General features: G+C 47.2%; 10 protein-coding genes. All 10 read right to left on the bottom strand.

The window, feature by feature from the left end; all coding sequences use genetic code 11:
* Positions 1 to 624 carry an HD domain-containing protein gene (locus GX019_11260; GenBank protein ID HHT37735.1) on the bottom strand — a complete coding sequence of 208 codons (624 nt, stop codon included), beginning with the start codon at positions 622 to 624 and terminating at the stop codon, positions 1 to 3.
* On the bottom strand, positions 621 to 1,442 hold the full coding sequence (gene hisF / locus GX019_11255) for an imidazole glycerol phosphate synthase subunit HisF (protein HHT37734.1): 822 nt from the start codon (positions 1,440 to 1,442) through the stop codon (positions 621 to 623). The genes GX019_11260 and hisF overlap by 4 nt, the downstream gene beginning before the upstream one ends.
* Entirely contained in the window at positions 1,432 to 2,052 is a 621-nt protein-coding gene (gene hisH, locus GX019_11250; protein ID HHT37733.1) for an imidazole glycerol phosphate synthase subunit HisH, read from the bottom strand. The genes hisF and hisH overlap by 11 nt, the downstream gene beginning before the upstream one ends.
* A gap of 118 nt (positions 2,053 to 2,170) precedes the next feature.
* Positions 2,171 to 2,974: a DUF368 domain-containing protein gene (locus tag GX019_11245; protein HHT37732.1), complete on the bottom strand. Its 804-nt coding sequence runs from the start codon at positions 2,972 to 2,974 to the stop codon at positions 2,171 to 2,173.
* Between the two features lie 29 nt (positions 2,975 to 3,003).
* On the bottom strand, positions 3,004 to 5,571 hold the full coding sequence (locus GX019_11240; protein ID HHT37731.1) for a calcium-translocating P-type ATPase, PMCA-type: 2,568 nt from the start codon (positions 5,569 to 5,571) through the stop codon (positions 3,004 to 3,006).
* A gap of 196 nt (positions 5,572 to 5,767) precedes the next feature.
* Positions 5,768 to 7,975, bottom strand: a complete 2,208-nt coding sequence (locus tag GX019_11235; GenBank protein HHT37730.1) for an ATP-binding cassette domain-containing protein — start codon at positions 7,973 to 7,975, stop codon at positions 5,768 to 5,770.
* Positions 7,976 to 8,004: 29 nt separating this feature from the next.
* Positions 8,005 to 8,517 carry a DUF1854 domain-containing protein gene (locus GX019_11230; GenBank protein HHT37729.1) on the bottom strand — a complete coding sequence of 171 codons (513 nt, stop codon included), beginning with the start codon at positions 8,515 to 8,517 and terminating at the stop codon, positions 8,005 to 8,007.
* A 21-nt stretch (positions 8,518 to 8,538) separates the two neighbouring features.
* Entirely contained in the window at positions 8,539 to 10,926 is a 2,388-nt protein-coding gene (locus GX019_11225) for an ATP-binding cassette domain-containing protein (protein HHT37728.1), read from the bottom strand.
* A gap of 15 nt (positions 10,927 to 10,941) precedes the next feature.
* The gene (locus GX019_11220; protein HHT37727.1) at positions 10,942 to 13,185 is read right to left on the bottom strand and encodes an AAA family ATPase; all 2,244 of its coding nucleotides are present in this window, start codon (positions 13,183 to 13,185) and stop codon (positions 10,942 to 10,944) included.
* 143 nt (positions 13,186 to 13,328) lie between these two features.
* Positions 13,329 to 14,693: a sn-glycerol-1-phosphate dehydrogenase gene (locus GX019_11215; GenBank protein HHT37726.1), complete on the bottom strand. Its 1,365-nt coding sequence runs from the start codon at positions 14,691 to 14,693 to the stop codon at positions 13,329 to 13,331.
* Positions 14,694 to 14,722: the final 29 nt, after the last annotated feature.

Below are 14,722 nucleotides of genomic sequence, written 5' to 3'. Positions count from 1 at the left end.
TCACCTCAGATCAAAATCTACAAATCCACCTTCAGCTTCAATACTCATGCGTTTGGCAAAATCTAACACAAATTGATGCTTCTCATCAAAAATGGTTTTAGAAACTTCATAATTCAGCGCACTACGGGCCCTACCAGCTATCTCAGGATACTTTGTTTGATAAAACTCAACTGAATCCTCTAAGGTCCCTTCGACATGAGCGTAGTAGAAGAAATTCATCCAGATTTCAACTGCACCAAAATGATCAAGCGTATCCGCATCCTGGAGAATTTTAATATAGTCATGATATTCCTTAGTATGATCGCGGAACTGGTGCCAGCGGACCAGCTCGCTGATCCGATCCAGCTGCTCCTTGGTGCAGTAGTCCGCAAGAATCTCCCGCACGATAATCGAACCATAGACTGCGTGGGGTTCGATGCCTTTCGCGATATCATGAAAATAGGCCGCAGCAGTTAATTCCTGATCCCAGGAATCATCGTTCGGCAGCACCAGCTGACGCAGCTTAACCGCTATTTTAGCAACCCGCTGCCCATGGTAATAAATAAAACCTAACTCCCGCTCTTTATGGGCTTTGCGGTTCGCTAAATGCTGATACGCCAGCTCCCTGATCTCTTCTAGATTCAAATCTGCTCCTCCAATCCTACCATGCAATCAATCCACGGCCGCACCGTAACACCGTGCTCAGCTAAGTATGTTTTTAGCTCCCGGACCGAATAATTGCGCTCTAGGCGGGGCGAATACAGCATCGAACTGATAATTCCGGCTGACGCCTTAGTCTTGGTAAACACATCCAAAAGATGCTCCGGTTTGCCTGCACCACCTGAAGCAATAACCGGAATATTGACATGCTCACTGATTAAAGCTGTGATATCTAAATCATAGCCTTCATGAGTGCCATCGCAGTCAATGCTGTTCACACAGATTTCACCGGCTCCCAGTTCCTCTCCCCGTTTAGCCCAAGCGAGCGCATCCATACCGGTAGCAACTCTAGCTCCATCAATCATAATTTCATAACCACTGGGAATCTCCGGAGTCTTGACGACTTTTTTCACCTGCATGCTTAGGACAATGCACTGGCTGCCAAATGCCTGAGCTCCTTCGGTAATCAGTTGCGGATTGCGCACAGCCATGGAATCGATGCTGATTTTCTCAGCTCCGGATTTGAGAACACTGTACATATCCTCTAAACTTCTGATTCCACCGCCCACTGTAAAAGGAACAAAAACCTGCTTAGCAACAGCCTGCACCATTTTCAAGTCAATTGGTCGCTTTTCTGCGCTGGCAGTAATATCATAGAAGATTATCTCATCAATTTGATCGCGGTAGACCTTGGCGGCTATGGTTTCCGCCCGCTCAATATTGATATTATCCTGAAACTGCTGAGCTTTGGTCACCATTCCGTTAATAACATCAAAGCAAGCTATCAAACGTTTAGTCAGCATCTGCATCACCCACAATCGCAGCAAAATTTTTCAGCATGGCCAGTCCCATTTCACCACTTTTTTCTACGTGAAATTGGGCCGCATAGATATTCCCACTGGCAATTAACGCGCAGAATTCTTGGCCGTACTCACTCGTTCCAATTGTAATCTCATCTGCGTCTGGTTCAACGTAGAAGGAATTCACGAAATAAAAATACGCCGAGTCCGGAATCCCCTCTGTCAGCGGATGCTTACCTCGAAATTTAACTTTGTTCCACCCGATCTGAGGCACCCGCACGCTTTCGGGAAACCGCTTTACCTGTCCCGGGATCCAGCCTAAGCAGGCTGTATCCCCTTCCTCGCTGTGTTCAAATAAAATCTGCATGCCCACACATATTCCGAGAAACGGCAGTTTTTTATGGAATACCAGATTTTCTAATTCTGGTACAAAACCCAATTCAGTTAAAGAAGCCATAGCTGCCGACGCTGAACCAACCCCCGGCAGAATAATGCCACTTAATCCCTGCAGCTGCTCGGGACGAGAGATCAACTCCGCATCAACTTTTATTTTTGCCAGAGCGTTAAGAACACTGGGAGCGTTCCCAACTTTATAATCTATCACTCCGATCATTGCCGCAACACCCTCTCTATGTTGGATTGTGATATTAATTCGCTATTTCAATCCTTAATCCTATCAAGTTAAAAAGCCTATATCGCATTTCCTTAGAAATTTGATGTAGGCTTCCGTTTTATTTTCTCCGCGACAGTCCCCATGATACCAGCGCACCAAAAACTAACAGCAAAATCCCCAGCAGCGCTTCAAGAATACTGCGGGGAAAGCCCGGAAAGACCACAATAATCGATCCAGCCACGATCCCCAACAAGGTATAATAGGTCCAGCCATAATATTTACTCAACAAAAACTTAGTTACCCGCGACAGTAAAACCGCGCTGATCAAAGCTGATAGTCCCGTCGGAATCAAGGGAAGTAAGTTCAGCTGTGCCAGTGATTTTAACAGGAGCTGATAAGTGCCGGCAATCATCAGCAGAAAAGATGAGCTGACACCGGGAACTACCGTACCTGCAGCCAGCAGAATTCCAGAAAGCACTGCCTGCCATCCCTTAAGTTCATCTGCAGTTTTAACTGGTTCCTGCAGCTCCGATCCAAACAAAAGCGGAATGAAGATGATACATACACCCAGGATCAAAGCAGCGTAATAGCGCTTATCTAAGCCCTTCGCATTCGCAACATCAGTTAAGCCGGGCAGACTGCCCGCCAGTAAACCAATGAATAGGTATTTTACCAGCAGCGGATAATACTCCAGCAGATAATTGAGAACCTGGCTCAAAGCTAAGACACTGATTACTGCCCCTGCAGCCAGGGGCAGCCCAAATTTGATGTTTTCCCGCAGGTCTTCAAAAGGATGAGCAATGATGCTGATAATTCGCTCGTAGATCCCCAGGATGACCGCCAGAACTCCTCCGCTCACTCCCGGAATAATCATTCCTCCGCCGATCATAATTCCAGCAAGCACGAGATAGAGCGTATTCACTCCACTCCCCCCTCCCAAATTGGCTGGGATTACCGTCTTGCGACCCATTTCTGCAGTTCGATAAAGAACAGCATGACTAAGCACATAGCGAGAACAATCAGCCACTGACCGGCTGTCAGCACTGCCAGGTCAAAGAGATTACGCAGCACCGGCACAAAAATTACAGCCAGCTGCAGCGCTGCCGATGCCAGTACTCCCCGCCACAACCAGGGATGCTCTTTTGGACGCACATGGATCACGCTGTGGCGGTCACTCTGGAATCCAAAAGCAGCAAACAACTGAGACAGGGATAGAGTTAGAAACGCCATAGTAGTGCCCACCTGGCCGCCTCCACCCAGTCGATACGCAAATAGGGTAACCATAGCCTCTACCGCGCCGACAAAAACAATTCTTACCCAATCCCTAACTCCTAAAAGCGGCTCCCTGCTGTCCCGCGGCTCCCGTTCCATAACATCCGGTTCTGCGGGCTCGGCACCTAAAGCCAGTGCCGGGAATGTATCTGTAACTAAGTTAATCCACAGGATATGGACAGGTGCCAGCAGTCTCCATCCGATTATGGTGGATGTCAGGATCGCAATTACTTCTCCCACATTAGAAGATAGTAAAAAGCGAACTGTCTTATGTATATTCGAGAATATTCGTCTGCCTTCCTTGACAGCCGATACTATTGTAGCAAAATTATCGTCTGTAAGCACCATATCGGCAGCCTGCTTCGATACATCTGTGCCGGTAATACCCATGCCAACACCGATATCCGCTGTTTTCAAAGCTGGCGCGTCGTTTACACCATCGCCGGTCATTGCTACGATCTGGCCTTTGCGCTGCCAAGCATTAACTATCCGGCTTTTATGCTCCGGGGCAACCCGAGCATAGACCGAGATATTTTCTACTTCAAATTCCAGTTCCCCATCGGACATCTGATCGAGGTCTGCTCCAGTAACCGCCCGGCTGCGCTCATCCATTATGCCAAGATCCTCAGCAATCGCTACAGCAGTAACCTTATGGTCACCGGTAATCATGACAGGTTTGATTCCGGCAAGTTTGCAGGTGGCAATTGCTTCTTTTGCTTCTGGACGAGCCGGATCGATCATACCGGTTAAACCACAGAAGACCAGATCATTCTCAACTGCTTCCGGATTATCAAAATCTGGTTTTTCACTCACATCTCTATAACCGAATGCTAACACCCTTAAAGCTCGGCCTGCCATCGCATCATTGGCAGCTGCAATTTCACTGCGGCGCTCATCCGATAAGGGCACAACATCTCCATTTCGATCTTCATGGGTGCAGCGGTCCAGGAGAACATCCGGGGCTCCTTTAACATAAACTCTCAATCCACCGGGATTTGATTTCCGAACTGCCACAGATGAGAGCTTGCGGGCAGAATCAAAGGGAATTTCACCTTCCCGCTGCCGCTGATTCACCTGCTCAACAGTCCATTTATTCTCCTTTAAGATATAATCTATCAGAGCTGTCTCGGTAGGATCACCAATGGTTTCGCCCGCTTCATCCAGCTTAGAATCGTTACAGTGACCCATTGCATCATAGAGAATATCCGGGTTTTCACTCCAAAGCTCTTGAACAGTCATTTTGTTTTGGGTCAAGGTTCCGGTTTTATCTGAACAGATGATTTGAGTGGAGCCAAGCGTTTCCACTGCCGGGAGGCGGCGGATAATCGCGCCTCTAGCAGCCATCCGGGTCATACCTACTGCCAGAACAATGGTTACAACGGCCACTAGTCCTTCAGGAATAGCTGCCACCGCAAGGCTGACCGCGGTTAGAAACATCTCCAGAGCCGGTACTCCGCTTAACAGCCCAATCACAAAGGTGGCAATCGCAATACCAATTACACCGATTGAAAGCATATTCGAAATCTGGTTTAGTTTACGCTGCAGCGGTGTAATTTCTTTTTCGGTAGAAGCTAGCTGCTCAGCGATGGAACCCATTTCGGTCTGCATGCCGGTAGCAGTAACGACACCGGTGCCGCGCCCGTAAGTGACATTAGTACCCATGTAAGCCATATTGATGCGGTCACCGACTGTCAGGTTTTCACTTTCCAAAGGATCAGTTAGCTTATCTACCGGAACAGATTCTCCAGTCAAAGCAGATTCCTCAATCTTTAAAGCTGCGGTTTCGATCAAGCGCAAGTCCGCAGGTACACTGTCGCCTGCCTCTAAAAGAACGATATCACCCACAACGAGTTCCCGCGCTGGTATCTGCTGAATCTTTCCACCACGAACTACATTCGCTGTCGGCGCAGCCATCTTTTTCAGGGCTTCCAGCGCTTTTTCTGCCCTGCTCTCCTGCACTGTGCCCAGAACAGCATTGATAATCACTACCGCAAGGATAATTGCGGTATCAACCCATTCGCCGACAATACCGGAAATCAGGGCTGCTCCAATCAGCACCCAGATCATTAAATCTGCAAACTGGGCAAGAAAGATAGACAGCAGCGTCTTTGATTCGCCCTGCTGCAGTTCATTCGGTCCGCTGTTGGCAAGGCGCTTCTGCGCCTCCTCATTTGTTAAACCCTCTGAACTTGATTTAACTGCTCTAAACACTGCTTCAGTCGTTAGCGCATGCGGCTTAGAACTCATGCATCCACACTCCTTCTGCAATAATAAAAAAAGAGACTTTTTACAACACAAAGTTGCAAAAAGTCTCACTGACCCAAATAAATGGCCGACGCACCAGGCAGTTCTGCCATGATGTTGATGCGCCGATGTGCAAAACTGCACACCAGTTACTCCCTTTTTTGGTAGTTTAGCACAAAAGCTGGTGCTCTGTCAACCGCTAGACAGCCCTCATATCAGCCAGTTCTTTCTGAGCCTGCACCAAGCGGTAATAGGTACCCTGCTGCTCCATTAACTCATCATGCGTACCTAGTTCAGCAATGCGGCCATGATCCAGCACAACAAGGCGGTTGGCATACCTCAATGTCGACAAGCGATGAGCAATAGCAATTGTGGTTCGGTTGGCAACCAGCCTTTGAATGGCTTCTTGAATCTGCTGTTCGGTGTGGCTGTCAACGGATGATGTTGCTTCATCCAGGATCAAGATTCTGGGATCGTGAAGCACTGCCCGGGCAATCGCAATCCGCTGCCTTTCTCCGCCGGATAACCTCTGACCGCGCTCGCCAACCCGGGTATCATACCCGTCCGGAAACTTCACAATAAAGTCATGGGCGTTGGCTATTTTAGCAGCTCTAATAATCTCTTCCGGCGTGGCATCCGGCTTAGCATATGCGATGTTCTCCCAGATACTACCAGCAAAGAGAAATGTGTCCTGGAGAACAATACCAATCTGGTTGCGGAGATCTTTTTGCTTCAAATCTTTTATATTGATTCCATCGATTAGAATTTCGCCTTCATCAACATCATAGAAGCGGCAAATTAAGTTAATCAGAGTCGACTTCCCTGCCCCAGAATGGCCGACTAAACCGATCATTTCTCCTTCTTCAATCGTCAGATTGATGTTCTTTAGTACCGGTTCATGTTTAATGTAACCAAAAGTGACATTACTTAATTCGATTTTGCCTTTTAGTCTCGGAACAGGAACCGGATTTTCCCGATCTGTAACATCAGGCTGCTGGTCAACAACTTCAAAGATCCGCTCCGCAGAAATCATCGCATTGTGGAACCACCGCGGCACTGAAGTTAAGAACCGCAGCGGCCCATAAATTCTAGTTGCATAGTTAGTAAAAAGATATAGTTCACCGAGCATCATCTGCTCGCCCAGTATCAGCTTACCGCCAAAATAGAGAATCAAGAAGTTACCCAAGCCCATAACAAATTCAAGGATTGGATAAAAAGTATTAAATGCTTTTTCGTTGCGGGCACTGACATCGGCGAATTCACGGGTCTGATCTGTAAATTTGGAAATCTCCCGCTCTTCTCCTCCGAAAGCCTTGACAACGCGGATACCAGAAAGAATATCCTGCAAAAGAGAGTTAACCCGGTCATTAACCCGCCACTGCTGCCGATACATGATCCGGATTCTGCGCCAGGTAGCTCTCTGAGCCAAGACAATAATCGGCGCCGGTATAATCACCAATAGTGTCAGCTTCCAGTTGGTAAACAGCAGAATCACTGCAATCGCGAACAGCAGAATCGTTTGATTCACCAACTCCGGCAGATGGCGCTGCATAAAACTCTGAATATTGTTGGTATCACGGCTGATCCGATTCATCAGATCGCCTGTCTGCTTCTGGTCAATAAACCTTAAAGAAAGAGCCTGAATCTTACTGTAAACCATATCCCTTAAATCCTTACCAAGGTTAGCGCTGAGCTTAACCATGGTAAAGTCACGCCATATTGACAGCAGCAGGTTTAACAGTCTTCCTAGCGCCAGTCCTCCCACCAAAATTAAGAGCAGGCGAAGATCATATAGCTGTGGTTTCAATACATTGTCAATCAGATGCCGCTGGATTTGGGGAATAACTAGATCAACAGCGGTAATCAGCCAGAATATAGCCATCACTCCCGCGACCATGGGTGCGTGGGGTTTCATCACATCCCATAACCGAAGGAACACTTGGCGTTTATCCAGACAAACCGGACAGATTTGGGTATTACGTCTAAAAGGTCTGCCGCAGCGGGGACATGCGGCAGGCTCAGGTTCATCCAGCGGGCGCAGAACCTTATCCTCTAAGTAGCGGTTTACATAGTTTTCAGCAACCGCATACTCCGGATGGTGCTGGAGGGAATACCGCGCTGCCGAATAAACTTTGCCATCCATCCAAACAACTAGACGACCGTTGCCGACCATATTCTGGGCTTCTATTTTCTCAACTTTATCTAGATCAAACTCCTGTATCACCTGAGGCTTTTGATCAACAACATCAAAGCGCAAAATCCTTAGGTTTGTAATTATCACTAAAGCATCCGCTTTATTTCCATCTGCATCAAGATCCGATGGCAGCCGGAAAAGGAGTGACTCACCATCGGCGAGCAGACCTTTTGGCAGCTCGAACTGCGGCTGGCTCTCCAAATCTTGCTTCAAGGGCATGCTGCTCAATTAGCTTCACCTCGCTAGATATATGGTTCTAGGAATCGTAAACTCCTGGCATCTAGACGATGGTAATCTTCGATCTCATAGCGATTGCCTGTCATATCAACAATCAACAGGCGCCCTCCGCCAATAGGAAAAATTCCATCATCACGAGCCCTTGTGACAAATTTACGAAATCCGTGATCTGTCTCCACATCCCAATAAAGATGGCCAAACTCATCTTTAACATCCAGAATTCGGGTAATTACTGGTGAGTAATAGCGCCAACGCAACTCGGTCAGAATCGCTTCCTGCGATTCTGCCGGAAACTCGGCGACATCCCTAATAATTCCGATTTCGTTTCCTTCTTCATCCCGCACCGAAATGTACTTTTGTTCCAGGGAAAAAGGAAATGCCTGGTATAAATCAACCTTACGGTACAGCTCTGTACCGAGCTGAAGGGTCAACAGCCCACCTTCAGAAATTGCAAAAACAGCTTCTTTAGGATTCAAATAGTTAATACTGCTGAATTCCTGTAATTCTTTTGCTGCCATAGACATCCCCATCCTCTTTTGTTATCCTCCTACCACAGTAAGCTCTAAGGCTTTGCGCTGTGTAGTAAACAGTTTCTCATAAACTCCCTGTTTTTCCAGGAGTTCATCATGATGGCCAACTTCAACAATCCTTCCTTTTTCAAAGACGAACAGCCGATCTGCTTTGCGCAGCGTCGATAAGCGGTGGGCAATTGCAAAAGTAGTCCGGCCTTCAACCAATTTTTCCAGCGCAGCCTGAATCAGCTGCTCGGTTTCGGTATCGATATTTGCTGTTGCCTCATCAAGAATCAGAATCCTCGGATCCAGCAGCACCGCTCTGGCAATCGCAATCCGCTGCCGCTCACCGCCAGACAAATCCTGACCTTTGCGGCCGATTACTGTTTCGTATCCATCCGGAAGTTTCATAATAAAATCATGGGCATTGGCAATTTTGGCTGCCCGAATGATCTCTGCCGGACTTGCCTCCGGTTTCGCATAGGCGATGTTATCCATGATGGTTCCGTGAAACAGGAATGTTTCCTGGAGAACCATGCCAACCTGACGGTTCAGATCTTCCTTGGCAATGTCCTTTATATTAACTCCATCAATGAGAATTGCACCAGCATCAACATCATACAGCCTGGAAATCAGGTTAATCATGGTAGACTTGCCGGCTCCTGAATGGCCAACCAAACCGATCATTTCACCGGGCTGCACCTCAAAGTTGATATCCTGGAGAATCGGCACACCTTCCTCATAACTGAATTCAACATCACGAGCAGTAACATGGCCTTTAATTGTCTTGATCCGAACCGGTTTTTCCGGATAAGGCAGATGCTCGGTTGAGTCAATGATCTCAAAGATTCTCTGGGCTGAGTTCATACAGGATGACCACCAGTCAACGATATGGGTCATCTGGCGGATTGGCTGATACAGCATGCCCAGATAAGAAGTAAAGGTGATCAGCGTACCTAAGGTCATTTTTCCGGTAATAACGTCCCAGCCGCCTACACCCCAAATGACCAGCTGGCCTAAACTCATGACATAACCCATGACCGGGAATACAGTAGAGCTCAAGCGGCCAATGCTCATCTGGACATCAAACACGCGGGCGTTGCGGTCGTTAAAGCGATCCACTTCCGAATCTTCTTTACCAAATGCTTTAACCACCCTAATTCCGGTCAAAGAGTCATTTACCACGGAGTTCAGCGATGCATTTGCTCTGAAGCGCCGTGAATGCAGTTTCCAGAGATTCGGCAGGATCTTATAGGTAATCAAAAGAATGAGCGGAATTGGAATAAACACCAACAAAGTCAAACGCCAGTTCATCCACAATAGCAGTGCAGTTACACCAATAATCTGCACCGTATTGACAATGAAGTAGGGCAGTCCGTCATGGAAGAAGTACTGCAGGTCAAGAGCATCGCTGTTAACTCTATTCATCAACGATCCTGTCTGGCGCTTGTTGTAAAAACTGAGCGACAGCCGCTGCATTGCTGAGAAAATCATACTCTTTAAATCATAGATGATCTCAGCGGTAACCGCAGAATTAATCCTGCCGTAAATAATCCGCAGCAGGTATGAGATCAGACTAAAGCCAACTGTGAGCAGAACCATTTGCCCGATCATACCTTCATACTTGCCGCCCGGCGTTATGACCTCATCAATCAAAACCCGTCCGGACATGAACGGCGTTACCAAAGACAGGAGCGCGCTGATAAACATGATCGCGATCATCGCCATCAGCGGCACCTTGTATCTGGGCGTCAGCGCTAGTACCCGCTTAAACAGCGTTCCTTTGTCAATACAATTTGGACATACCTGATGGGCAGGATTAGGATAGAGGCGGCCGCACTTGGGACATCTTGCATCATGCGTACCTCGCCCTGGTCCTCCTGGACCTCCGGGTCTTCCGAATCTTCCGGGTCTGCCCGGCCCAAATTCTGCTTGATCAGGCTTCCGTTTCGCTTCCTTCGGCTTCAGCATGCCGCTGACAGTTCGGCAGAAAGTGTTAAGCTCTGCCCCCCTGCCTTTACTGGCTCTCAGGAGCACCTGTTCTTTACCGTCAATATCTGTCACCACGGCTACACTGCCGACAAAATACTCACATTTCAACTCGCTTAAATCTGTCAGCTCGTATTTGGCTGCCAGCTTGACTTCCTCAGTAAAGTTGCGCAAATCGACTTCGGTAGCAAACTGCTCATTTTTTGCGCGTCTGCGCTTTAAACGCGCCAGCCTCGGCTGAGATTTGACGCGTTCAGTCTGGGTAAAAATGTACAGCCACTGGTCATCTACACAAATCCAGCTGGAACGAAAATCTCCCTTTTGATCAAGATCACTGTGGGTGAAAGCGCGAATCTGCTCGCGTTTAATACCCGAGGACTCTAATGCTTTCTGCAATAACTCCGGAATCTCAAAATCATGGTCCATGCCTTCACTCCTTCCTCACTGCTCAATGCTTGTGTCGTACAATTCTGGATCCATCTCCGCAATCAACTGGGTTAAATTTCCCTCATAAAACAGATAAAGCTCGTGCAGCGCCCTGGTGCATGCAGTATAGAGCAAATAGCGATCTGCATCAGAGCCGTAAACAGCTGCACCCGCATCGAAAATGATAACTGCATCAAATTCCAGTCCCTTACCTAAATATACCGGGATGATCACAACACCGGATGGAAAATATCCAGTTTCTTTGCTGATTAAGCTGAACTCGATCTTTCCATCCAGCAGTTCTGCTGCTTTTTTGGCTTCAGATTCATTTTTACAAATGATTGCTATCGACTCACAGCCGTTTGCTGAGCAGGAAGCCACCGCGCGGATGAGCTGCTCAGCTTGGTCTTCACCATAGGCAATAACCTTCGGTTTCGAACCTTCTCGTTCTACCAGTTCTATTTGCTTTTTAACAGGCAAAAGCCTGCCGGTAAATTCACCAATTTGCATAGTAGAGCGATAACTCTTTGTCATTTCCAGCAGCCGGCAGTCATAACCCTTTTCCCTGAATACGTTGGCAGCTGTTTGAAAATCTGTCAATTTGAGATAAGGATGAATAGCCTGATTCAAGTCTCCCAAAATTGTAAATGCTGCCCTCGGAAAGATACTGCGGAAAATTTCATAGTGAAACAGTGAATAATCCTGCGCTTCATCAATGATCACATGCTTTATTCCCGAGAGTTCCTCCCAACCGTCCAGCTCACCTTGGAAATAGAGCAGAGGTGCGGCATCTTCATAAAGCAATCTTTTCTGAGCAAAACTGAGCTGGGTGATCCGGCAGATCTGATCCCAAAGAGGTGGCAGTAAGTTGGGATCCGCAAAAGCAGCGATGTGATCAGTGCCCTGAAACAAATCATAGTAAAGCTGGTAAACGTCCAACGTACACATTGCATTTATCTGTTCGTGAATTGGTGCCAAATCTTGATTGACTTCTTTCATGCTGAGTTTCTGCAGCTCCCGCTCGTTATAGCCTTTATACTCAGGAAGAGCAGCCTTTTCCGCTGTCAGCGTACTGATTCTATTCCTGCGGATCGATTTCAGCAGATACAAAATACGGCGCTTAATCTTTTCCAGCCGCTGAGTCAACGGCAGATAACTGTAGGTTTCGTTAAAAAGCTGTTCGCATTCTGCCTTGGTAATAACGACTCGATTCCATACTCTAATGTCAGCAAATTGAAACGCATTCTGCTCTAGATATTTTAAATATTTGTTAACTAAATTATAGAAATTTAAAGACGATTTGAATTCTACTGCTGCGATTCGCGCCTGATAATCCGGATCGGCCTGACCTCCTAAAATGTACTCGAATTGAGCGAAGTAATCCTCTATCAGCCACTCCGGTCGAATCTGCCGATCAATGTAATCCTGCATGGTTGCCTGCGGGATATTATCCTCACCGAGTTCAGGCAGAACATTTTGGATATAGTCACTGAAAATCTGGTTCGGTGAAAAGATCATGATTTCCCTGGCACTGAGCTGATCGCGGTAGCGGTAGAGAAGATATGCTGCCCGATGCAGTGCGATTGAGGTTTTGCCGCTTCCCGCGGGGCCATGAACCAGCAGCACTCGGCTGACTTCTTCCCGAATCGCTTGATTCTGCTCCCGCTGAATGGTATAGACAATATGCTTCATTTTATTGTCAGCGCTTTTACTGAGAGCAGCCTGAAGCACATCATCATTGATAGTCAAATCGCTGTCAAACATGTATTTCAGTTCGCCATCCTCAATCCGAAACTGGCGCTTGAGGCGGATATCTCCAGTAACAGTACCACTAGGAGCTTCGTACTGAGCTGCACCTACTCCATAATCATAGAACATACTGGAAATCGGAGCACGCCAATCATAGACCATATGCTCTCTAGTCTCGCGATCAACCAGCGATGCGACTCCGATATAGATTTTTTCTGTTGTTTTATATTCGTCATCATAAAAATCAATGCGTCCGAAATACGGGGACTTCTTCAGCAGTTCAAGTTTAGACATGTTGCTGCGGTAAATCCCAAAGTCCTGTCCGTGCCGGTTCAGCTCGTCAAGGTACTGAGCTGTAGTAATCATATTTGCGCCGCCTATCTGCAGCTCTTCCCAGATTGAGCGGCGGGTGTCTTTCAGCTGCTGCTTAGCCGCATAAGTCTGCGCCCGAGCAGCCTGCAGCTGCTCTTTAATTATCTGCATAACTTGCTGCAGCCGCTGTTCTTCCAAACGATACTGCTGCCGATCTATAGCAATCCTTCCTTTCCTAAGAATTCATGCAGTGATTAACTTAATATTTCCAGACATTTATATAATTAAATGTTAAATCATTACTTCCGTAAGTATCATTATAGCATAAGAAAACCTCTCTGTTAATTTGAGAGGTCTTTAATTATTTTATCAACCAATTCAGGCAGCACTCCTATTTCATACGCGGATTTAAATACTGTATAACGACTGCGGTATTCTTTACCGTACAGAAGGCTGTTTAACAGCAGTTTGTCATCAATATCGAGCGCTGCTGCGGGCCAAGGATAGCCCAGTTCCCTATAAACTTCCAGCATCTCATCTGCTGTGGGCAGAAACGCCAGTGCAGCTCGGATCCGCTCATGCTCAGCAGCAAGAGTGCGGAAGCGGCGTTCTGTTTTCTCCCAGCTGATTCCGATTTCTTCGTTATCTCTAACGATCGCTCGGCCAATCTTTTCGCCATATTTATCTAGAACCAGTTTTGCATGAGCGTCCTCATCCAGGTAAGCCTGCTTGGCCTTATCAAGCTGAAATTGATCAAGGTTCAGCTCAAAATACCGCTCATAAAACTTGAGGCAGTAAACAGCTGCAACACCAACCGACAAACCATGCTGTGGTGGTTCTTCACCAGCAAGCAGTTTCATCATTTCCCAATAGTGGGCCATACTGTGCTCGTTTGACGCCACAGGTCGAGTATGGCCAATGATTAAAATTGTTAAGCCGGACAGAATTAAACCCTCAATCAACGCCCGGACTCCTGCAACAGACTGTTTCTTAATCTCACCGACATTGTCAAGACACCGCTCAACTGCTTGGGTAACAATATCAATGCAGATAGGACAGACCTTTTCTCCATTGACGATCTCTCCCAACAGCCAGTCAGCTTTAGCAATATATTTTCCCATTACATCGCCGAATCCGGCTAAGAGCATATGGTAAGGTGACCGGCTCATCACACCCAAATCGCAGATTAGAACCTGCGGATACCCCGAAGGCTTGTTAACTTTAAGATTGCCTAAAGTAAGGGGTGCTACTACTGAGGTGTATCCATCCATCGAAGGAGCGGTACCTACCACGGCAAAAGGCTTCCCGGTGAGATGGGCCGCGTAGCGAGTCAAGTCGGTGATCACACCCGAACCTACCGCAAGTAAAAACTCTATCTCATCGGTAAAGGCTAGCAGAATTTCACCCAAAGCTGTTTCATTAGGAATCAACGGTTTCTTCCGCTCCAGCAGGCAGAGATTTACCTGATAACCCGCCTCCTCAAGGGCCGAAACAGTAGCTTGGCCGGCAGCGTCATAGACAACATTATCAGTTACCACCAAAACATTAGTTCCCAGACTGCGGGGTGCTAGGTATTCGGGAATTCTTTCAACTAGATTTTCGCCGATGTAGATATCAATATCCGGATAAGAATGCTGTAAACCGCAGTCACAGTTCAGTTCAGGCAACACCAGCTTATTTCCTTCATATCGAATCTCAATGCCCATTTTGATCCTCCAATGCCGCAGAACTCTAG

It is taken from the genome of Bacillota bacterium, assembly GCA_012837335.1.
Classification (GTDB): domain Bacteria; phylum Bacillota; class Limnochordia; order Darwinibacteriales; family DTU012; genus DTU012.
This window is presented reverse-complemented; position numbering and strand designations above follow the sequence as displayed.

Coding starts and splice junctions, on each gene's coding strand:
- hisF (HHT37734.1), bottom strand. CDS start 1,442: ATGCTGACTAAACGTTTGATAGCTTGCTTTGATGTTATTAACGGAATG.
- hisH (HHT37733.1), bottom strand. CDS start 2,052: ATGATCGGAGTGATAGATTATAAAGTTGGGAACGCTCCCAGTGTTCTT.
- GX019_11240 (HHT37731.1), bottom strand. CDS start 5,571: ATGAGTTCTAAGCCGCATGCGCTAACGACTGAAGCAGTGTTTAGAGCA.
- GX019_11230 (HHT37729.1), bottom strand. CDS start 8,517: ATGGCAGCAAAAGAATTACAGGAATTCAGCAGTATTAACTATTTGAAT.
- GX019_11225 (HHT37728.1), bottom strand. CDS start 10,926: ATGGACCATGATTTTGAGATTCCGGAGTTATTGCAGAAAGCATTAGAG.
- GX019_11215 (HHT37726.1), bottom strand. CDS start 14,693: ATGGGCATTGAGATTCGATATGAAGGAAATAAGCTGGTGTTGCCTGAA.